At 69.3% G+C, this 18,433-nt stretch carries 21 protein-coding genes and 1 tRNA gene; 13 read left to right on the plus strand and 9 right to left on the minus strand.

Going from position 1 to position 18,433, the window contains the following annotated elements; genetic code table 11:
- Window positions 1-107: 107 nt before the first annotated feature.
- The 7 genes from ACGF3A_RS12480 to ACGF3A_RS12510 all read left to right on the plus strand — a co-directional run bounded on the left by ACGF3A_RS12480 (window position 108) and on the right by ACGF3A_RS12510 (window position 7,078).
- A complete protein-coding gene (locus tag ACGF3A_RS12480) occupies window positions 108-590 on the plus strand; it encodes a CarD family transcriptional regulator (protein WP_016472332.1) in 483 nt (160 codons plus the stop codon).
- 270 nt (window positions 591-860) lie between these two features.
- Window positions 861-1,640: a 2-C-methyl-D-erythritol 4-phosphate cytidylyltransferase gene (gene ispD / locus ACGF3A_RS12485; protein ID WP_393728641.1), complete on the plus strand. Its 780-nt coding sequence runs from the start codon at window positions 861-863 to the stop codon at window positions 1,638-1,640.
- On the plus strand, window positions 1,630-2,124 hold the full coding sequence (ispF, locus tag ACGF3A_RS12490) for a 2-C-methyl-D-erythritol 2,4-cyclodiphosphate synthase (protein WP_393728643.1): 495 nt from the start codon (window positions 1,630-1,632) through the stop codon (window positions 2,122-2,124). The genes ispD and ispF overlap by 11 nt, the downstream gene beginning before the upstream one ends.
- Window positions 2,125-2,226: 102 nt before the next feature.
- Window positions 2,227-2,628, plus strand: coding sequence for a PPOX class F420-dependent oxidoreductase (locus ACGF3A_RS12495; RefSeq protein ID WP_393728645.1), 402 nt, complete (start codon window positions 2,227-2,229; stop codon window positions 2,626-2,628).
- Window positions 2,629-2,718: 90 nt separating this feature from the next.
- Complete coding sequence (gene cysS / locus ACGF3A_RS12500; RefSeq protein WP_393728647.1) at window positions 2,719-4,122, plus strand: cysteine--tRNA ligase; 1,404 nt, start codon at window positions 2,719-2,721, stop codon at window positions 4,120-4,122.
- Between the two features lie 88 nt (window positions 4,123-4,210).
- Window positions 4,211-5,167: a 23S rRNA (guanosine(2251)-2'-O)-methyltransferase RlmB gene (gene rlmB, locus ACGF3A_RS12505; protein WP_393728649.1), complete on the plus strand. Its 957-nt coding sequence runs from the start codon at window positions 4,211-4,213 to the stop codon at window positions 5,165-5,167.
- Window positions 5,168-5,260: 93 nt separating this feature from the next.
- Window positions 5,261-7,078 carry a DoxX family membrane protein gene (locus ACGF3A_RS12510; RefSeq protein ID WP_393728651.1) on the plus strand — a complete coding sequence of 606 codons (1,818 nt, stop codon included), beginning with the start codon at window positions 5,261-5,263 and terminating at the stop codon, window positions 7,076-7,078.
- A gap of 111 nt (window positions 7,079-7,189) precedes the next feature.
- On the opposite strand, the gene ACGF3A_RS12515 is transcribed toward ACGF3A_RS12510, so the two are convergent.
- The 3 genes from ACGF3A_RS12515 to ACGF3A_RS12525 form a co-directional block, all read right to left on the minus strand.
- Window positions 7,190-7,909 (minus strand): NDP-sugar synthase, encoded by a 720-nt coding sequence (locus ACGF3A_RS12515; RefSeq protein WP_393728653.1) that lies wholly within the window; start codon window positions 7,907-7,909, stop codon window positions 7,190-7,192.
- A gap of 81 nt (window positions 7,910-7,990) precedes the next feature.
- Window positions 7,991-8,410, minus strand: coding sequence for a hypothetical protein (locus ACGF3A_RS12520; protein WP_393728655.1), 420 nt, complete (start codon window positions 8,408-8,410; stop codon window positions 7,991-7,993).
- 180 nt (window positions 8,411-8,590) lie between these two features.
- The gene (locus ACGF3A_RS12525) at window positions 8,591-9,709 is read right to left on the minus strand and encodes an ABC transporter ATP-binding protein (RefSeq protein ID WP_393728657.1); all 1,119 of its coding nucleotides are present in this window, start codon (window positions 9,707-9,709) and stop codon (window positions 8,591-8,593) included.
- Window positions 9,710-9,955: 246 nt separating this feature from the next.
- On the opposite strand from ACGF3A_RS12525, the gene ACGF3A_RS12530 reads away from it, so the two are divergent.
- Window positions 9,956-10,029: transfer RNA gene (locus ACGF3A_RS12530), tRNA-Thr, on the plus strand.
- A gap of 220 nt (window positions 10,030-10,249) precedes the next feature.
- Here ACGF3A_RS12530 and ACGF3A_RS12535 read toward each other — a convergent pair.
- Window positions 10,250-10,516, minus strand: coding sequence for a hypothetical protein (locus tag ACGF3A_RS12535; protein WP_393728659.1), 267 nt, complete (start codon window positions 10,514-10,516; stop codon window positions 10,250-10,252).
- A gap of 177 nt (window positions 10,517-10,693) precedes the next feature.
- On the opposite strand from ACGF3A_RS12535, the gene ACGF3A_RS12540 reads away from it, so the two are divergent.
- Genes ACGF3A_RS12540 through ACGF3A_RS12550 form a run of 3 tightly spaced genes read left to right on the plus strand, consistent with a single transcriptional unit; the run spans window position 10,694 to window position 12,320 of the window.
- Window positions 10,694-10,999, plus strand: a complete 306-nt coding sequence (locus tag ACGF3A_RS12540) for a hypothetical protein (protein ID WP_393728661.1) — start codon at window positions 10,694-10,696, stop codon at window positions 10,997-10,999.
- Window positions 10,996-11,442, plus strand: a complete 447-nt coding sequence (locus ACGF3A_RS12545) for a DUF6879 family protein (protein WP_393728662.1) — start codon at window positions 10,996-10,998, stop codon at window positions 11,440-11,442. The genes ACGF3A_RS12540 and ACGF3A_RS12545 overlap by 4 nt, the downstream gene beginning before the upstream one ends.
- Window positions 11,443-11,459: 17 nt before the next feature.
- Entirely contained in the window at window positions 11,460-12,320 is an 861-nt protein-coding gene (locus ACGF3A_RS12550; RefSeq protein ID WP_393728664.1) for a helix-turn-helix domain-containing protein, read from the plus strand.
- Between the two features lie 261 nt (window positions 12,321-12,581).
- On the opposite strand, the gene ACGF3A_RS12555 is transcribed toward ACGF3A_RS12550, so the two are convergent.
- From ACGF3A_RS12555 to ACGF3A_RS12565, 3 genes are all read right to left on the minus strand, one after another.
- Window positions 12,582-14,135: a PIN domain-containing protein gene (locus ACGF3A_RS12555; protein WP_393728666.1), complete on the minus strand. Its 1,554-nt coding sequence runs from the start codon at window positions 14,133-14,135 to the stop codon at window positions 12,582-12,584.
- Between the two features lie 591 nt (window positions 14,136-14,726).
- Window positions 14,727-15,209 carry a hypothetical protein gene (locus tag ACGF3A_RS12560; RefSeq protein ID WP_393728668.1) on the minus strand — a complete coding sequence of 161 codons (483 nt, stop codon included), beginning with the start codon at window positions 15,207-15,209 and terminating at the stop codon, window positions 14,727-14,729.
- Window positions 15,210-15,272: 63 nt separating this feature from the next.
- On the minus strand, window positions 15,273-15,515 hold the full coding sequence (locus tag ACGF3A_RS12565) for a hypothetical protein (protein WP_393728670.1): 243 nt from the start codon (window positions 15,513-15,515) through the stop codon (window positions 15,273-15,275).
- 36 nt (window positions 15,516-15,551) lie between these two features.
- Here ACGF3A_RS12565 and ACGF3A_RS12570 point away from each other — a divergent pair, with 36 nt between their 5' ends.
- On the plus strand, window positions 15,552-16,583 hold the full coding sequence (locus ACGF3A_RS12570) for a pentapeptide repeat-containing protein (protein ID WP_393728672.1): 1,032 nt from the start codon (window positions 15,552-15,554) through the stop codon (window positions 16,581-16,583).
- Between the two features lie 95 nt (window positions 16,584-16,678).
- On the plus strand, window positions 16,679-16,882 hold the full coding sequence (locus tag ACGF3A_RS12575; protein ID WP_393728674.1) for a hypothetical protein: 204 nt from the start codon (window positions 16,679-16,681) through the stop codon (window positions 16,880-16,882).
- A 73-nt stretch (window positions 16,883-16,955) separates the two neighbouring features.
- Here ACGF3A_RS12575 and ACGF3A_RS12580 read toward each other — a convergent pair whose 3' ends face one another.
- Both ACGF3A_RS12580 and mltG read right to left on the minus strand, forming a co-directional pair.
- Window positions 16,956-17,525: a TIGR03086 family metal-binding protein gene (locus ACGF3A_RS12580; RefSeq protein ID WP_393728676.1), complete on the minus strand. Its 570-nt coding sequence runs from the start codon at window positions 17,523-17,525 to the stop codon at window positions 16,956-16,958.
- Between the two features lie 55 nt (window positions 17,526-17,580).
- Entirely contained in the window at window positions 17,581-18,369 is a 789-nt protein-coding gene (gene mltG / locus ACGF3A_RS12585; RefSeq protein WP_393728678.1) for an endolytic transglycosylase MltG, read from the minus strand.
- Window positions 18,370-18,433: the final 64 nt, after the last annotated feature.

The following is an 18,433-nucleotide window of genomic DNA, read 5'->3' on the forward strand; positions in this document are numbered from 1 at the left end:
CGGGGCCCGTTGTCAAGCCCCGAGATATGCCCTGACCTGCGAAAACGCCATTCAGAAGAAGGCGTTCTCGTGTTACCCTGGATAGCCACGGAAGGGGTACCTGACACATGACGTTCAAGGTTGGCGACACCGTGGTCTATCCCCATCACGGGGCCGCGCTGATCGAGGCCATCGAAACTCGCCAGATCAAAGGCGTGGACAAGACCTACTTGGTTCTGAAGGTAGCGCAGGGCGACTTGACGGTTCGTGTGCCAGCGGACAATGCGGAGTTCGTGGGCGTGCGCGACGTGGTCGGTTCGGACGGGCTGGACAGGGTCTTCGAGGTGCTCCGCGCGCCGTATGCCGAGGAGCCGACCAACTGGTCCCGCCGCTACAAGGCGAATCTTGAGAAGCTCGCGTCCGGCGACGTGATCAAGGTGGCGGAGGTCGTGCGCGACCTGTGGCGCCGTGAGCGCGAGCGTGGCCTGTCGGCGGGCGAGAAGCGCATGCTGGCGAAGGCGCGCCAGATCCTCGTGAGCGAGCTGGCCCTCGCGGAGAACACGAACGAGGACAAGGCCGAGGCACTTCTCGACGAGGTCCTCGCGTCTTGATGAACACTGCTTGACGGACGCCGCTTGATGGACACTGCGTCCTGATACACACTGCCGCGGTGCCCGGGTGACCCTGTCGTCACCGGGCGCCGCGGCATGTTCATTGCCGGGCGGCCCTTCTGGTCCTGCTCATACTGTGCTGCTGTGGCGTGCCGGGCCCGGGCGGCTAGCTCGACCGGAGATCACGGAAGGGTTCGGTCGGCGCGTCGCGCCCGGCACGGTGTGGCCATACCCAACTCGGCTGAGGACACAAACCTGAACGCGCAACCGATGTCAATCGAATCGCCGGAATCCAGCGGATCCGGAGCGTCCGGCGGCCCCGGGGCCGACCGCGGGCGCACCGCGGTCGTGATCCCCGCCGCGGGCCGCGGCGTGCGGCTCGGCCCCGGCACGCCCAAGGCGCTCCGCCCGCTCGGCGGCATCCCGATGCTGGTGCACGCGGTCCGCGCGACCGCGCGTGCCCGCGCCGTCTCGCTCGTCGTCGTGGTCGGCCCGCCGGACGGCTCCGCCGAGGTCCGCCACCTGCTCGACGAGCACGGCCTGGAGGACGTCGAGGTCGTCCCCGGCGGCGAGACCCGGCAGGACTCCGTCCGCCTCGGCCTCGACGCCCTCCCCGCCGACATCGGCGCGGTCCTGGTGCACGACGCGGCCCGCCCGCTCGTCCCGGCCGACACGGTGGACGCCGTCGCCGCGGCCGTACGGGAGGGCGCGCCCGCGGTCGTACCGGCGCTGCCCGTCGCGGACACCGTCAAGGAGGTCGAGCCGCGCGGCGACGGCGCCGCCGAGCCCGTCACCGGCACCCCCGACCGCTCCCGGCTGCGTGCCGTCCAGACCCCGCAGGGCTTCGCCCGCGAGGTGCTCGTGGAGGCCCACGCGCGCGTCGCGCGCGAGGGCGAGGGCGCCACGGACGACGCGGGGATGGTCGAGCGGATCGGCGTGGAGGTCGTGGTCGTCCCCGGCCACGAGGAGGCGTTCAAGGTCACCCGCCCGCTGGACCTCGTCCTGGCCGAGGCGGTTCTCGCACGCAGGAGGGCGAACGTTGGCTACTGAGGTCACACTCCCGCTGGTCGGCGTCGGCACCGACGTGCACGCCTTCGAGGAGGGCCGCGAGCTGTGGTGCGGGGGCCTGCTGTGGGAGGGCGAGCGGTACGGCCTCGCCGGGCACTCCGACGGCGACGTCGCCGCGCACGCCGCCTGCGACGCGCTCTTCTCCGCCGCCGGGCTCGGCGACCTCGGCGCCCACTTCGGCACGGACCGCCCCGAGTGGTCCGGCGCCTCCGGCGTCACGCTGCTCGCCGAGGCCGCGCGGATCGTGCGCGAGGCCGGGTTCGGGATCGGCAACGTCGCCGTCCAGGTCATCGGCGTACGGCCCAAGATCGGCAAGCGGCGCGCGGAGGCCCAGCGGGCCCTCTCCGCCGCCGTCGGCGCCCCCGTCTCCGTCTCCGGCACGACGACGGACGGCCTCGGCCTGACGGGCCGCGGCGACGGGCTGGCCGCCGTCGCGACGGCACTGGTGGTCCGGACGACGCGCTAGCGGGGCCGGGGCCCCGGGGAACACTCACGCGGTGTCCCGTGTTGGATACGGTCCGAAGCACGTAATCCGGTTCCAGCGCAGTGTGAGGGAAGGACCAGTTCCGTGGCAGTGCTCTCCGACGAACTGAAGAAGGTGCTCGACGGCCAGGTGTTCGTGGCGGTCGCGACCATCCAGCCCGACGGCAGTCCCCAGGTCTCCCCGGTCTGGGTGAAGCGGGACGGCGACGACGTCCTGATCTCCACCACCGTCGACCGCCGCAAGGCCCTCAACCTCAAGCGCGACCCGCGCGTGACGGTGATGGTCGAGCCCGCCGACAACCCGTACACGTACGCCGAGCTGCGCGGCACCGCCACCCTGAGCACCGAGGGCGGCCAGGAGCTGATCGACGAGCTGGCGCAGAAGTACGTGGGGAAGAGCTACGCGGAGTTCAACCCCAACGCGTCCCAGGACGGCGAGCGGGTCGTCGTCCGGATCAGCGTCCGCAAGGTCGTCGGGCGGCTGTGAGCCACCGCTGACCCGCCCCGGGAGAGCCGTCGCGACGGCTCTCCCGGACTTGCGCGCGAGCAGGTACGTGCGCCTACTACCCTTTGAGGCGTGACTCTTCGCCTGTACGACACCAGCGCCCGGCAGATCCGTGAATTCAGCCCCCTCGTGCCGGGCTGCGTCTCGATCTACCTGTGTGGCGCCACCGTCCAGGCGGCCCCGCACATCGGCCACATCCGCTCGGGGCTGAACTTCGACGTGATGCGCCGCTGGTTCGCCCACCGCGGCTACGAGGTCACGTTCGTGCGGAACGTGACGGACATCGACGACAAGATCATCGCCAAGTCCGCCGAGCAGAACCGCCCCTGGTGGTCGATCGGTTACGAGAACGAGCGGGCGTTCAACGCGGCCTACGACGCGCTGGGCTGCCTCCCGCCGACGTACGAGCCGCGCGCGACGGGGCACGTCCCCGAGATGATCGCGATGATGAGCGCCCTGATCGACCGCGGCCACGCCTACGCGGCGGACGGGAACGTCTATTTCGACGTGCGCTCCTTCCCCGACTACCTCGCGCTGTCCAACCAGGACCTCGACCACCTCCTCCAGCCCGAGGGCGAGGGCGAGACCGGCAAGCGGGACCCGCGCGACTTCGCGATGTGGAAGGCCGCCAAGCCGGGCGAGCCCGCCTGGGAGACGCCCTGGGGGCCCGGCCGTCCCGGCTGGCACCTGGAGTGCTCGGCGATGGCGCACAAGTACCTGGGCGCCGCCTTCGACATCCACGGCGGCGGCGTGGACCTCGTCTTCCCGCACCACGAGAACGAGATCGCGCAGTCCAAGGCGTTCGGTGACACCTTCGCGCGCTACTGGGCGCACAACGCGTGGGTGACCATGAGCGGCGAGAAGATGAGCAAGTCGCTCGGCAACTCGGTGCTCGTCGCCGAGATGGTGCGCCGCTGGCGCCCCATCGTCCTGCGCTACTACCTGGCCTCCCCGCACTACCGCTCCACGATCGAGTACAGCGCGGAGTCCCTGGGCGAGGCCGAGTCCGCCTTCTCCCGCATCGAGGGCTTCCTGCAGCGCGCGGGCGAGACGGTCGGCGAGGTCGCCCCCGCCGCCGAGGTGCCCGAGGCGTTCGCGCAGGCCATGGACGACGACTTCGCCGTCCCGCAGGCCCTCGCGGTCGTCCACAACACCGTCCGGCAGGGGAACGCGGCCCTCACCGAGGACCAGAAGGACGCCGTCGTCCGTGCCGTGGCCGAGGTCCGCGCCATGCTCGGCGTCCTCGGCCTCGACCCGCTGGACGAGACCTGGACGCGGGGCGGCTCGGGGGACCGGGGCGCGGAGCTGCACTCCGTCATCGACTCCCTCGTCCGGCTCGTCCTCGACCAGCGGCAGGCCGCCCGCGCCCGTAAGGACTACGCGACGGCCGACGCCCTGCGCGACGAGCTGAAGCAGGCCGGCCTCGCGATCGAGGACACCCCGCACGGCCCCCGCTGGGAGCTCACCGCCGAGTAGGCGGAGCGGTGCGGCGGCCCAGTACCGTTGACAGTCTGATGTTCGAACACCGCGCTGACCGCGCGCCAGGAAACAGGTAGGTGCCGTGATGGCCGGGAACAATCCGCGTTCCAACCGGAGCGTGTCCAAGAAGAAGGGCGCGCAGGTCGGCAGTGGCGGCAACCGGCGCCGTGGCCTGGAGGGCAAGGGGCCGACCCCGCCCGCCGAGATGCGCAAGGGGCACGCCAAGCAGCGCGCCGCGCAGGCCAAGGCGCGCCGCGCCCAGGGCCGCCCGCAGCACAAGGGCGCCAGGGGCGGCAAGGGCACCTCGGAGCTGGTCGTCGGCCGTAACTCGGTCGTGGAGGCCCTGCGCGAGGGCGTCCCGGCCAACGCGCTCTACGTCCAGCAGTTCGTCGACAACGACGAGCGCGTCCGCGAGGCCGTCCGCGTCGCGGGCGAGCGCGGCGGCATCCACCTGGTCGAGGCCCCGCGCCCCGAGCTGGACCGGATGACCAACGGGCTCAACCACCAGGGCGTCGTCCTCCAGGTCCCGCCGTACGAGTACGCGCACCCGGAGGACCTCGCGGCGGCGGCGTACGACGAGGGCGAGGACCCGCTGATCGTCGCCCTCGACGGCGTCACCGACCCGCGCAACCTGGGCGCCGTCGTCCGCTCCGTCTCCGCCTTCGGCGGCCACGGCGTGGTCGTCCCCGAGCGCCGCGCGGCCGGGATGACGGCGGGCGCGTGGAAGACCTCGGCGGGCACGGCGGCGCGTACGCCGGTCGCGCGCGCCGCCAACCTCACCCGTGCGCTGGAGGCGTACCAGAAGGCCGGTCTCATGGTCGTCGGCCTCGCGGCCGACGGCGAGGTCGAGCTGGACGAGCTGGCGGCGCTGGACGGGCCGCTCGTCGTGGTCGTCGGCAGCGAGGGCAAGGGCCTGTCGCGGCTGGTCGGCGAGACGTGCGACGCGCGTGTGCGGATCCCGATGCCGGGCGGCGCCGAGTCGCTCAACGCGGGTGTGGCCGCCGGGGTCGTGCTCTACGAGGCGGCACGCCGCCGCCGCTGACCGAGGGGCGTGTCCCGGGCCCGGTGATCTTGACGGGTCTCGGACAGATCGGGACGGTCAAGGCAGTGTCCTAAACGTCCATCACTCGGTTAGATGAGTGTGGACACCAGAACACCCCGCGCTGGCGCCGCGGGCCCGAGCGGTTTCTTCGACGACGAGCCGGTGCTGAGCACGGTCAAGGTTCCGTCCGACCCCGCTGAGGTGGTCGTCAATCACGCGAGCTTCCGGGTGCGGCTCGGCCCTGCGGCCGCCTCAGGGCCCGCGCGCCCGCACGTGGCCGAGGAGACCCAGCCCATGCCCGCCGTGGCGACCGCGGGTGCCGCGGTCGGAGCGGGCGCCGGGGCCGCCGTCGGGGCGGGAGCCGGAGCGGCGGCGGGCGGCAGGCGCCGTACGCCCGTCGTGTGGAGCGGCCGCGCCGAGCCCGACGACACGGGCGCGACGCGGCTGGTGCAGGCCGTCCGTACGGCCGAGGCGGAGCGGACGCACGGCGTGGAGGGCGGCGTGGGAGGCGGCGACGCCACGGCCACCCAGGTGCTGCCCCAGGTCGGCGACCCCGTCGCACGCCCCGGCTCCGCCGGCCCCCCGACGGGCCCCGCCACGGTCGTCGGCCCGCCCCGCGGCCCCCAGCCCTCGGAGGCCCAGCCCCCGCTGCTGAGCGGCGTACGCCCGGCGCGCGGCGCCTTCGACGAGCCGTTCGACGAGCCGGAGGACACCGGGGAGTTCGAGACCCTCCACGGCGGCCCCGGCGGTCCCGGCAGCATGCAGGCCGTCGTGGTCGGCCCGGCGGACGCCGACGGCGGGGAGCGCCGCCGCGGCGACTCCGTACGGCACGGCTTCTACCCCGACCGGCGCATGAACCTCGGCGTCGTGCTCCTCCCGCTCCGCGTCTTCCTCGGCTTCATCACGGTCTACGCCGGGATGGGCAAGCTCTGCGACCCCGTCTACTTCGACGGCGGCGAGCGCGGCTCGATGGTGACGTGGCTGCGCTCCCTCGACCCCTGGGCGATCGCCTCCCCGCTGCGCGACTTCGCGCTCGCGCACCCGGTCGGCGCCGGGCTGACGGTGGCGTTCCTCCAAGTCATCGTCGGCGTGCTGACGATGTTCGGCCTGTGGCAGCGGCTGGCGGCCTCGTTCGGCGCGCTGCTGTCGGTGGCGCTGCTGCTGACGGTCAGCTGGAGCAGCGTCCCCGTGTACGACGCGCCGGACATCATCTATCTGGCCGCATGGAGCCCGCTGATCATCGCGGGCGCCCCGGTCTACTCCGTCGACGCGCGGCTCGCGGGCGACGCCTGGCGCAAGCTCGGCCCCCGCGTCCCGCTCTGGGACCTGCGCCGCCGCGTACTGCGCCGGGGCACGGTCCTGGCCACGCTCATCGTCGGCTGCGCCCTGCTGATCGGCTCGCTGCTCGGCAGCGCGGTCCGCTCCTCGCAGGTCGCGACCGTGCCGAGGAAGGGCGAGACGCCCACCAACCAGCTCCCCGGCTCCCCCCTCCCGAAGCGCCCCGGCGCGAGCACCACCACGGGCCAGGCGTCCCAGGGCCCCGGCGAGGCGACGGGCTCACCCGAGGGCACGGACTCGCGCCGTAAGACCCGCCCCTCGTCCCGCGCGACCCAGCCCGGCGACCAGCAGCGCGCGACCACGGGCCCGGAGACGACGCCGAGCCAGCAGCAGGAGACCACCACCAGCCCCGCGCAGCGCCAGACGGCGCCTCCCGCCCAGGAGCAGCCCGCGCAGCCCGAGGCCACCTCTGGCGGCTCCGCGGGCCCTGACGCGGGCAGCGCGGCCCGCAGCACGTCCACGGCGGGCAGCGGCGGCGGCACGTCCTCGTCGGGCGGCAGCTCGTCGGGCGGCGGCGGCGACAGCGGCGGCGGTGGCGGCCGTACGCTGGGCGGCCTGCTGGGCGGCCAGTGACAGGGGACTGAGCAGTGCTCTGAACGCCGTGAGGGCTGCCGGGAGAGGATCCCGGCAGCCCTCACGCATGCGCGTACGCAGGTACGCGTACGGAGCCCTTGTACGGAGGCTCTATTCGCCCCTGTGCTGGGCGAGTTCGCGTGCGGCCTCGGTCAGGTCCTTGGCGGTGTCGATGGCCCGCCAGTACGAGCCCTGGGGCAGCGGGAAGCCCGCGAGGCGGCGCTCCCTGGCGAGGCGCGGGAACGTGGCGCGCTCGTGGTCGCCCCGGTCGGGCAGCAGGCCGGTGAACGACGGCGAGAAGACGTAGACCCCCGCGTTGATCAGATACGGGGACGGTGGGGCCTCGATGAAGTCGAGGACGTGCCCGAACTCGTCGGTCTCCACCGCGCCCCACGGGATGCGCGGCCGGGCCAGCGCGAGGGTCGCGGTGGCGTCGCGCTCGGCGTGGAACGCGGCCATCTCGCGGAGCGAGAAACGGGTCCAGATGTCGCCGTTCGTCGCGTACCAGGGCTCGTCGGCGCGGGGCAGCTCGCGCGCGGCGAACTTCAGCCCGCCGCCGCGCCCCAGGGGCTCGCGCTCGATCACGGTCGTGACGCGGAGCGGCAGTTCGGTGCCCGCCAGCCACTCCTGAAGCACCTCGGCGAGGTGCCCGCAGGAGACGACGGCGTCGGTGACGCCCTCGGCGGCGAGCCAGGCCAGTTGGTGGCCGATGATCGGTGTCCCGGTGCCGGGGATCTCGACCATCGGCTTGGGACGGTCGTCGGTGTACGGCCGAAGCCGTGATCCCTGGCCACCGGCGAGGATCACGGCTTGGGTCGGATGCGCGGTCATGAGCCGCAGCCTATGCGCGGGGTGTGGTGCGTGGTGCGTGGTGCATGGTGCGTAGTGCGTGGTGCGGGGGCAGGCGTGCCCTCAGTTCATCTGGGCGACCCCGTAGGCGAACGAGGTGTCGCAGACGGGGCGCGAGTAGCGGTGCGCGCGGTGCGCGGCGCCGTACTTCTTCACCGCCGCCCTGCCGAGCGCCCGCGCGATGGACGAGCAGTGCTTCGCGAGGGACGGCTTGCGCGCCATCTCCTTCTGGAGGCTGGTGAGCGCGGCGGAGGGGTTCTCCTCCTGGAGCTCGGCGACGAGCCGGTCGCGGAGCATGTCCTGCGGGGCACGGGACTTCGCCTGTGTGGACGCCTTCTCGGCGGAGGCGGTGAGCACCTGCGAGTCGCTGGGCGCGGTCGTGGCCCAGGGAACGCGGGTGACGGCGAGTGTCCCGGAGAGAACGAGGACGACCGGGAGGACGAGGGCGAGGGATCGGCCGATACGGCGGGCTGCGTGGTTCACGCCCGCGATCGTAGCGAGGGGTAGTGATTTGGCGACATTTTGTCACCGTATCGAGGGACGGGAATTTTGGGTTGTTCGGGCGTGCGCTCGTAAAGAGGGGCCGGAAACATGAGTGCGGCGGGCCGTGGAAGGGCCCGCCGCACTCGTATGTCCTGCTCCTGCTCCTGCTCTCCTGTTACGTCAGTCGGAGAGGCGCTCGCCGGAGGAGGTCGAGAACACGTGGGTCTCGCCGCCGCGCGGGACGACGTGGACGGTGGAGCCCTTCTCGGGCACGTTCCGCCCGGAGACGCGGACGACCAGGTCGCGGGTCTCGCCGCCGATGTCGGCGGTGCCGTAGACGTAACCGTCGGCGCCGAGCTCCTCGACGACGTTCACGGTCACGGCGACGCCCGCGGGCTCGTCCTTGGAGAGCGTCGAGCCCTCGCCGTTCGCCAGGTCGAAGTGCTCGGGGCGGACGCCGACCGTCACGGTCCTGTCGCCCTTGTCGGACGCGGCGCTGAGGGCCTCGCGCTCGACGGGCACCACGCTGTTGCCGAACTTCACGCCGCCGTCGGTGATCGGGACCTCGACCAGGTTCATGGCCGGGGAGCCGATGAAGCCGGCGACGAAGAGGTTGTTCGGGCGGTCGTACATGTGGCGCGGAGTGTCGACCTGCTGGAGCAGACCGTCCTTGAGGACGGCCACGCGGTCGCCCATCGTCATGGCCTCGACCTGGTCGTGGGTGACGTAGACGGTGGTGATGCCGAGGCGGCGCTGGAGGCCCGCGATCTGCGTACGGGTCTGGACGCGGAGCTTCGCGTCCAGGTTCGACAGCGGCTCGTCCATGAGGAAGACCTGCGGCTCACGGACGATCGCGCGGCCCATCGCGACGCGCTGGCGCTGACCGCCGGAGAGCGCCTTGGGCTTGCGGCCGAGGTAGTCGGTGAGGTCCAGGATCTTGGCCGCGTCCTCGACCTTCTGCCGGATCTCGGACTTGTTCACGCCCGCGATCTTGAGCGCGAAGCCCATGTTGTCGGCCACGGACATGTGCGGGTACAGCGCGTAGTTCTGGAACACCATCGCGATGTCCCGGTCCTTCGGCGGAAGGTGCGTGACGTCGCGGTCACCGATCCGAATGTTGCCCTCGTTGACGTCCTCGAGACCCGCGAGCATCCGCAGGGAGGTCGACTTTCCGCAGCCGGAGGGGCCGACGAGGACGAGGAACTCGCCGTCCTCGATGTCGATGTTGAGCTTGTCGACAGCGGGGGTCTCCGCACCCGGGTACACCCGGGTCGCCTTGTCATAGGTGACCGTGGCCATGTTGTTTTTCTCCTTCACCGGCAGGTACGTGCCGGACGATCCGTCGTAAAGGGGTCTGGCCCGCTGGCTGGAACCACATGGAACCGAGCGAACCTGACGTGACGCTAACCCCAAGGCTCCGGTTTTGTCAGTACCTCCGGTCACGTCCGGGTCCGTACCGTGGCCTGCACTGCCCCGGAAACCACCTCGCGGGCGGCGGTACGGGGGTGGGTACACTGCACGGGCACGCCATCCGCGCCCGTGCGCGCCGCCTTAGCTCAGCTGGTTAGAGCATCTGTCTTGTAAACAGAAGGTCGTCGGTTCGAATCCGACAGGCGGCTCGGTTTGTCTACGCAGGTGAGAGGCCCGTCCCGGGGGTTTGGGGCGGGCCCTTTCCGTGCCCTGCGGCAGCGCTCCGGCAGCGCGCGCAGGCGCACGGCGGGAAGCCGTCGGAGAGCGGGAGCCGGTCCCGTGCCGGGTCGCGGGTGATCGTTCGCGGAGTGGTCCACGTCCTTCCGCCGTCGCGCGAGATCCGGATCGTCAGCCGTGACACGTCGCGGTTCATGAGGAGGCCGGGCTCTGGGGCAGCACGTACCCGCGAGCGGTGAGCACGCGCTCGTACGCGGTGCGCTCCGTGCTGGTCGCCTCGCGTACGGTCAGGTGGCCGGTGGTCCACTCGTACCCGGTGGCGGTGATCAGGCGATAGCGGGGATGTTGTGGTTCGCCGAGCGCGATGACGACCATGCCCGTCCACGCGGGGGAGACTGGTGGCGCCGCAGTGCTCTCGTCCACGAGCAGCGTGCCTCGGTCGTACGGATGCTCACTCATCGCCTTGTCCTTGCCGTAGGTATGCGGTGCGTTCAGTCAAGACCGGGCGGATTCCATGGCTCCACGAACTTGCACGGACTTGCACGGCAATAAAGGGGCAAGCCATCCCGCAGGTGCCCCGGTGACGGGACGATGGGCGGGCAAGCTCAGGCAAGTCACTCGCTGTGGGAGGACGCCATGCCGCTGAGGTTCGTCGGGATCGACCCGGAGACCAATGAGGACCACTGTCCGACCGTGTGGGTGGACGAGGCGAAGGGCGAACTCGTGGTGCACGGCTGGAAGGCGAGCTCCGCGCTCCGGAACGAGTGCGAGGCGAACTTCCCCGCCAACGGCCCGATCCCGGAGTACGAAGACGTGGTGAGGCTTCCGGCACGCATGATGCCGATGATCAGGAAGGCGTGCGATGCCCTCGACGGTTCCCGGCACCGGCATTCGGTGAGCTGCTGCTCGGCACCCGCTCCGATGCTGTCCACCTGGAGATGAGGGACAGCTATGCCAGCAACCCCCAATTCGAGGCGTGGCGGCGGGGAGAACGGATCGACTGGGACGCGCGCGCGTCATGGTGGCGCCCCTTCCACGACCACATCGCGCGGGCCATCGCCCGTGGGGTCAGCGTCCGGAGGGCCCGCGTCGTGTCGGAGCCGGTGAGCGAGTACATCCGCTGGGAGCACTACGTCACGCGTGCCAACGTCGAGGCGGGTGAGGAGGTCCGCTGGCTGCCGCGCCGGAACGCCTCGGACCTCGCGCTGCCCGGCAACGACTTCTGGCTCTTCGACGGCCGCCTCGCCCGCCTCCATCACTTCTCGGGGGAGGGAGAGGTGGTGGAGGACGAACTGACGACGGATGCGGGGGTGTTGGGCCTGTGCGCGACGGCGTTCGAGGCGGTGTGGCAGCGGGCGGTGCCGCACGAGAAGTACGAGCTCTGACGCCCCCCTCGCAACCGATGCCGACGTCACCGTCCTCCAGCGCCCAGGCCGCACGCGAGGCTCTCGCCGCACGTCTACGGGAAGTCCGCCTCGACGCGGAACTGACGAGGCGGGAGGTGGCCGCGCGGTGCGGCTGGAGCGAGTCGAAGTCGTCCCGTATCGAGGCGGCCAGAACGGCGCCGTCGGACGCGGACGTACGGGCATGGTGCGCCGTCTGCTCCGCGGGGTCCGAGGCAGCCGACCTGATCGCGGCGAACCGCCAGGCCGACTCGATGTACGTCCAGTGGAAAAGGCTCCAACGGGCCGGCCTGCGCCGCCTCCAGGAGTCCAGCGTCCCGCTGTACGAGCGGACCCGGCGTTTCCGTATCTACTGCTCCCACGTGATGCCCGGCATCTTCCAGACCCCGGAGTACGCATCCGCGCTTCTCTCCGGTATCGCGGGCATGCATGGGACGCCGGACGACGTGGCCGACGCCGTGAGGGCCCGGATGAAGCGCTCACAGGTGATCCGCGAGGGCGATCACTGCTTCGCTGTCCTCATCGAGGAGTCCGTACTGCGCTACCGGATCGGCACGCCTGAGGTAATGGCGGGCCAACTCGGCCAGTTGCTGTCCCTGATGACGCTGCCCGCGGTCTCCGTCGGCATCATCCCGTTCACCGCAGCTCGCTCCGTCTGGCCGCTGGAGACCTTCACCGTCTTCGACGACCGCCGCGCACACGTCGAGTTGCTGTCCGCCCGGGTGACGGTCACGGCTCCTGGCGAGGTCGAGCTCTACCGCAAGGCGTTCTCGCGGCTCCGGGAATCGGCGGTCTACGGTGCGCAAGCCCGATCCCTGATCACAGCCGCGCTCGGCGCGCTCGAACCGGCCTCTGGCTGAACCGAGTTGCTTGTAGCTCACTTCGAGAGCGGGCGTGCGTAACAACTTTCCCGACGACTTCAAGGCGGCCCGCTCACGCGGGCCACGCGCGGCCCGGCGGGCCCGCGCCGCCGCTCCTGTCTCCGCCCCGCTCCGGCACGCCCCCGCCGCCCCGCGCGACAACAGGAAGCTGCTGCGACGGGCTGTAGCCCAACGTGGCACTTCGACAGTCTGGTCAGCAGTCATGCGGTCAAGTCAAGTTCCTCTTCCGCTCCACCGGAATCACATGTAATTCTCGCGGCGAGGTCTAACTTGCAGCTTCCCCCTGTTACTCCCCGGCGGCTGAGAGGTCAGCAATTCCCATTCAATTTCGAAACCTCCGACCGCTTCGCCTGGGACAGGGTGACAAACTAGGATGGAGTCAGGAACTGGCAGAGACTGCCCTTGTCGAACTTGTTCAAGGGTAATGCTGGCGACACGTCTATCGTCTTCGATCTGCCAAGATTCTACCCCCGGAATTGGCAAACTGGGCTCCCATGCCTGGATACCGCTGATATTCGAAAAGAGGTTAATCCCGAACCTGCTTGGCTTTTGAGGTGGCTGTGGACTCTCCGGAAGCTTGAAATCGTCTTCCTGGGAGAACTTGAGAGCGTCCTTCGCGGACCGAATGGATACCTGCAATCGGATGTCTCCGATTGGGATTTTATCCGAGTTGACGAGAATTAGCGGTAGCTCCACGGCGCGATATCTAACCGAGCAAACCCGTTCGCATTTCTCGGCCCACTCTCGCACTTCTTGGTACCAGTCATCCAGTTTGCGATTGTATTCCTCTGCGTCACTTGCGCTGTATTCAGACAATGCCGAGTAGGCGCGCCGACCCGGCATTGCGAGAGGCTCCCGGTCGCCGATCACTTCAGCCATTTCGGACTCAATTTCAAAAATCTTTGTTGTGCTGCTCCCGGGGTCTAGAAATTGGCTGTTCTCGTGAAACAGCAGTTTCATTTTTACCTTACTGGAGTCCTCCCTTCCGTCGGAGGTGTCAACTGGCCGGTACTTATCCTCCAGCCTGAGTGTCCGGAGACCCCGCTGGCTTGCCCGCAGTCGTACTCCGGTGTCGTCACTTACCACCGTTATCGGATTTTCCAGCATCTGTGAAACATATCGAGCTTCGTCCAAGATAGCGTCGTCGGCGTTCACAGGGGAAGTAGCAGTGCCCGTGCGGTCCAATACTTCAATTGTTACGTCTTCACTCAATACTGCTGGACTGGAAGCCGAGTTCTCCAGCAGGTTACCTAGCTCGACTATTACTCGCTGGGCCCTCTTGCGGAGGCTATTCTTGGGCGACGTTTTTTTGTCGTCCAACTCGGTTAGCACTTTCAAGGGTACAATTATTCTGACTTTTTCGGCGCCAAGCGCCTCGCGCCAGTCAATATCAGTGAATAGTTGGAATTGAAGGAAGATGTTACTGTCAAGTATGAAAGCGGTTCCCTCGCGTGCCTGAAATCTGGCTATCTGAGCAGTCATCGACTGCTGGATCCGGTTCAACCATCTGCATTGAGAGTGAATTTCGGAGATGATCAGTTCGACGCAGTGTGTGCTGTCATCTGCCTCGGCTCGAATTCTCCAGTGTCTGTCTGAGAGTATTCGATCAGCGGAATCATCTTGGGTCAGCTCTCCAATGACTCTCTCTGCTGAAAGAGCCCAGTTTAGGTATGCCTCCTTGAGTTCACGAGGGGACTTTGCGGTTTGTTCTTCGGCTATTGCAGAAGCTGTTTCTGAGAGCCCTCTCAATTTTTCTGCGGCTTCGCTAGAAGTAACCTGATCTGAGATCTCCATTTGCCGCCCCGCATATTGTTGGCTACCTCGGGCGGGTCAGCTTGCTTGCCCACCGCTTGATAACAGATTACGACCAACACGCTGTCCTTGCCTCTCCCTTCGCGTGCTTCGAGCATGTCGATTCATGCTGCGCGGGATCTTGGCACCGCTTGACGCACCTGATGCATAGCCTTCTGTTGATCGTGTTGCGGGACGAGAAGAGCACGACAGCGTGGCTGAGCCCGGCGGCCGGTGCGGCGAGCCACACGCGCGCCTGGTCGTTTGGCGCTCCCGCCGTCGTGGCGGGCTGTCTGTGGCTGAGGTCCAGGCGGGGGCCGTTGCGGTACAGCAGCGAAGTACAGCAACCCCGCCAACCGCCATCGTCCGGCGCCGCCCCTCCGGCACCCCGCAGCGACCGGTATGACCCCCACCGCCCGACCCACCTACAGCTTGTAAACAGAAGGTGGACGGTTTGATTCTGTAGGTGGGTCTGATCCTCTACGCAGGAGGCTCGCTCTGGGATTCCGAGCGTGCCTATCTGTGCCGTGCGGCAATCCATGGGATGGGCTGGGAGCGATGTCTGATGGGGCATCAGCGCGCTCGGTCCCGCGGTCAGCGCTCCCGCGTGGATATCGCCAGGTCCGCTCGTGCCGTGTCGTGGAGTTTGTTCAGGGCGTGGATGACTGCGGGGCTCGCGGCCTGGCGGTCGGTGGGGGAGAAGTCGGCTGGGGCGCTGGCGCATTTCAGGAGTGCCCACAGGCGCTCGTTGACGTGGGCGGCGGCCTCGGTTGAGGCCTGGTCCGTCAGGAGCACCAGGCCCTCGAAGGCGATGGAGCGTCGGGCCTCCGCTGCTTCCATCGCCGCCAAGGGCTCGGTGGTGTCCGCGCCGCGCTCGTGGGCGTCGAGGAGCTGCTTCGCGGCGCGGTTCGCATCCTTCACGCACGCGCTGTACTCGATGTAGGCATCGAGTTTGCGGTCGTCCCACCGTGTCGCCAACGTCTGCCTGAACTTGGCACGTTCCACCATGCTGGTGGCGAAGAACGACGTCACCGCGCCCAAGAGGACGCCGACCCAGGCGATGATCTGGCTCGTCATGCGGGGCTAGTTTGCCAGTCGCCCCGCGCCCCCGTTGGCCTCGTCGGGGCGAGGCGTCCCGTACTACGCGGTGGGCTCCTCCGCCGGGGCTTCCTTGCCGAGGACTGCCCCGTGGACCAGGGAGTTCAGGCCGAACTGGCCGAGGAACTGGCAGGTGTCGACCGTGTACTTGTACTCCTTGCCCGAGTCTGCCGGGACCGTGCAGGGACCCGTGTTGGTCGTGGGCTGGTCGGCGGCCACTGCCGGGGCGGCGTTGCCTGCGGCGGCGAGCGCGGCGAGGGTGAGTGCGGCAGTGCGTACGCGCATGCGTTTCTCCAGGTCAGAGAGGGGGAGGATCGTCGCGTGATCAACGATGTCCGCAGTGCGTGGTTACGTCTGAGGAGGGGGCAGGGCGTGCGGTGGGGCGTCGCCGGGGTGGTGGTCCTCGGTGGGGTCCTGGTCGTGCTCGGGCCCGTCTCGTGGGTCGTTGCCGGGGACACCGTCCAAGGGCTCGCGGGGAAGGAGCGGGCTGAGGCGATCAATGCCGTGCGGCAGACCGTGCTTGCGGCGTTGGCGGGGGTCACCGTGGTTGCCAGTCTTGGTTATACGGCCCGTACCTATCTGCTGTCCCGGCGTGGGCAGGTGACCGAGCGGTTCCGGATGGCCGTCGAGAGCCTCGCTTCGGAGAAGGTCGAGGTGCGGCTCGGGGCCGTGTACGGGCTTGAGCATGTGCTGGTCGAGTCGGCTACCGAACATGGTGCCGTGACCAAGGTGTTGGCCGGGTTCGTGCGGAATCAGAGAGGGAGGGGGCGGGGGTGGGATCCTTCCGCGCTTCCTGCCGGGCGTGGGGCGTTCGAGGGCGGGCCCGAGTGGGGTGTTGAGGTTCCGGTTGATGTACAGGCGGCTGTTGAGGTGCTGGCGCGTCGGCCCGCGAGGGAAGAGGCCCGGCGCATCGATCTTCGGCATGCCGATCTCGCGGGGCTCAGTCTGCGGGACTTCGAGTTCGAGTCGCCGCCGCGGCTGGAGTGGATGTTCTTGACGGCTTCCGATCTGCGGCGGGCTGATCTGCGGGGCGTCAGCATGGTGGGGAGCATCCTGAACAACGCCGACATGTGCCGTGCCGCTCTGCATCGGGCGCGGTGTGCGGGTACGGCCCTGGCTCGGGTCGATCTGCGGGGCGCGATGGTGAGCCACGCCGATTTCACGGGGGCCGATCTTCGGGGCGCCGATCTCCGGGAGAGCGAAGGGCTCACCGCTGAGCAGCTCTCCGTCGCGCACATCGACGACGAGACGCGACTACCGGGCTTCCTCGACGGTGACCCCTGGGTCGTCGCCCGGCTCGCCGAGTGCCGGGCGACGACGCGGTCCTGCCCGCCTCCTACGCCCCGGCCTTGAAGGAAGGCGTCCCCCGGACGGCGTAGTTGCGATGGCGGGGCGGGGGAGGGGCGGTGATCGTTTAAATGTCAGTGCACCCTTTTCTTGGAGGCGCAATGCGTATCCGTACCGGCATTGTCAGCGCCGCCGTCGTGACGGCGGCTCTCTTCTCCAGCGCCGGCGTCGCCCTCGCGGCCGACACCCCGGAGGACGTGGTCCAGAACCGTCCGACCAGCGTCACCGACGACGGGCCGACGGGTCTCGGGCTGAACCTGCTCTGCGGGCTCGGTGTCCTGGGGCAGGGTTCCTGCAGCAACTGAGGCCGCCCCAGCCTCTGGAAGGCCCCATTCGGAGTTCGATCTCCGGATGGGGCCTTCCCCATGAAACCGACGGTTACGGCTGCCTGCCCAGGAGCGTCAGGAGGCGGGTGTGGGCGTCCGCGTTCTCCGGCGGAGTCACCGGCGCTTCGAAGAGGCCCGGCTGGCCCGTCGGGGAGACGAAGGCGCGGGCCTTCTCGTAGAGGGGGTCGGCCAGGGAGTCCTGGAGGTGGACCTTGGTGCCGGTCGCGCGGCTGAGGTCCCAGGCGTGGACCGCGAGGTCCGTCGTCATCTGCCAGGCGTAGTCGGTGGCGGGGATGGTGCCACCCGTGACGTGGACCTCGCCCTCCAGGGCGTGCGGGGCGTGGAAGGCCTCGTGGGAGGCCGCGCTCGCCTCCTCCCACGCGCGCGTCGGGTCGTCGCCGGTGACGTCGCCGTCGTAACGGGTGCCGACCTCGGCGAGGGTCTCCTTACGGAGCAGGTGCGGGGCCCAGAGGTGCTCGCTGACCAGGTGGTTCACCAGGTCGCGGGCCGTCCAGTCCGCGCAGGCGGTCATCTCGGTCCACTGGTCGTCGCGCACCTGGTGGACCGTACGGTCGAAGAGCGTGAAGGCCGCGTCGAAGGCCCTGATGACTTCTTGTGTCATGTCTTCCAGCGTGCCTTATTTCGGGCGTTTGTTCGCGTCCACCACGTCGGCCCCCTCAGTTCTGGCTCCGCTGCTGCCGCTGGTTCTCGTTGAACTCCTCCACCCACTTCTTGTGCTGCTCGTAGTCCGCCGTGAAGCGGGTGTCACCCGGCGCGACGGTGACGAAGTACAGCCAGTCGCCCTGCGGCGGCTTCGCCGTGGCGCGGCGGGCGTGCAGGCCGGGGGTGTTGATGGGGGTCGGGGGAAGGCCCTTGTAGCGGTAGGTGTTGTACGGGGAGTCGAGGCGGGTGTCCTCGGCGGTGGTGTCGAGGGTGGAGCGCTTCAGGGCGTAGTTGATGGTGGAGTCCATCTGGAGGGGCATGCCCTGGGCGCGGCGGTTGGCGATGACGCGGGCGACCTTGCCCATGTCCCTCGGGTTGTCGGCCTCGGCCTGGACGATGCTGGCGGTCGTGAGCGTCGCGTAGTCGTCGACGCCGTCGCGCGCCAGGCGCTTCTCGTACGTACGGACCATGGCGGCCAGCAGGGTCGTCGGGGTGCGGTCCTTGAGGTTGTACGTGCCCGCGGCGAGGTAACCCTCCGGGTTGTCCTTGGCCTCGGGCGGCAGCCGGAGGGTGCCCTTGCGCGCGGCGCGCTCGGCGGCCTTGCGCGTCGTGCCCTCGCGGACGTCGAGCGCCTGATCGACGGCTGCGTACACCTGGTACGCGCGCCAGCCCTCCTGGATCTCGACGGTCGCCGTCTCCTCCTTGTGCTGTCTGAACAGCAGGAATACGGCCGCCGCCGCGGCCAGTGCCAGCACGCACAACAGGGCCACGCCGATGGGCCAACGCTTCCGCCTCGTGGTCATAGTAGGGAACCGTAGGCCCTCGCCATGGGCCCGTGTGGGGCGGGACCCCGAGTTCCGCTTACGC

The sequence above is a fragment of the Streptomyces sp. NPDC048172 genome (genome assembly GCF_043202595.1).
Lineage (GTDB): Bacteria > Actinomycetota > Actinomycetes > Streptomycetales > Streptomycetaceae > Streptomyces.

Excerpts from the sequence above, each read along its gene's own strand:
- ACGF3A_RS12560 (WP_393728668.1), bottom strand. The coding sequence starts at position 15,209 with ATGACGAGCCAGATCATCGCCTGGGTCGGCGTCCTCTTGGGCGCGGTG.
- ACGF3A_RS12540 (WP_393728661.1), top strand. The coding sequence starts at position 10,694 with ATGCCGCTGAGGTTCGTCGGGATCGACCCGGAGACCAATGAGGACCAC.
- ACGF3A_RS12575 (WP_393728674.1), top strand. The coding sequence starts at position 16,679 with ATGCGTATCCGTACCGGCATTGTCAGCGCCGCCGTCGTGACGGCGGCT.
- ACGF3A_RS12545 (WP_393728662.1), top strand. The coding sequence starts at position 10,996 with ATGAGGGACAGCTATGCCAGCAACCCCCAATTCGAGGCGTGGCGGCGG.
- ACGF3A_RS12515 (WP_393728653.1), bottom strand. The coding sequence starts at position 7,909 with ATGACCGCGCATCCGACCCAAGCCGTGATCCTCGCCGGTGGCCAGGGA.
- ACGF3A_RS12580 (WP_393728676.1), bottom strand. The coding sequence starts at position 17,525 with ATGACACAAGAAGTCATCAGGGCCTTCGACGCGGCCTTCACGCTCTTC.
- ACGF3A_RS12550 (WP_393728664.1), top strand. The coding sequence starts at position 11,460 with ATGCCGACGTCACCGTCCTCCAGCGCCCAGGCCGCACGCGAGGCTCTC.
- ACGF3A_RS12525 (WP_393728657.1), bottom strand. The coding sequence starts at position 9,709 with ATGGCCACGGTCACCTATGACAAGGCGACCCGGGTGTACCCGGGTGCG.
- ispD (WP_393728641.1), top strand. The coding sequence starts at position 861 with ATGTCAATCGAATCGCCGGAATCCAGCGGATCCGGAGCGTCCGGCGGC.
- rlmB (WP_393728649.1), top strand. The coding sequence starts at position 4,211 with ATGGCCGGGAACAATCCGCGTTCCAACCGGAGCGTGTCCAAGAAGAAG.
- ACGF3A_RS12480 (WP_016472332.1), top strand. The coding sequence starts at position 108 with ATGACGTTCAAGGTTGGCGACACCGTGGTCTATCCCCATCACGGGGCC.
- ACGF3A_RS12510 (WP_393728651.1), top strand. The coding sequence starts at position 5,261 with ATGAGTGTGGACACCAGAACACCCCGCGCTGGCGCCGCGGGCCCGAGC.
- ACGF3A_RS12535 (WP_393728659.1), bottom strand. The coding sequence starts at position 10,516 with ATGAGTGAGCATCCGTACGACCGAGGCACGCTGCTCGTGGACGAGAGC.
- ACGF3A_RS12555 (WP_393728666.1), bottom strand. The coding sequence starts at position 14,135 with ATGGAGATCTCAGATCAGGTTACTTCTAGCGAAGCCGCAGAAAAATTG.
- mltG (WP_393728678.1), bottom strand. The coding sequence starts at position 18,369 with ATGACCACGAGGCGGAAGCGTTGGCCCATCGGCGTGGCCCTGTTGTGC.
- ACGF3A_RS12565 (WP_393728670.1), bottom strand. The coding sequence starts at position 15,515 with ATGCGCGTACGCACTGCCGCACTCACCCTCGCCGCGCTCGCCGCCGCA.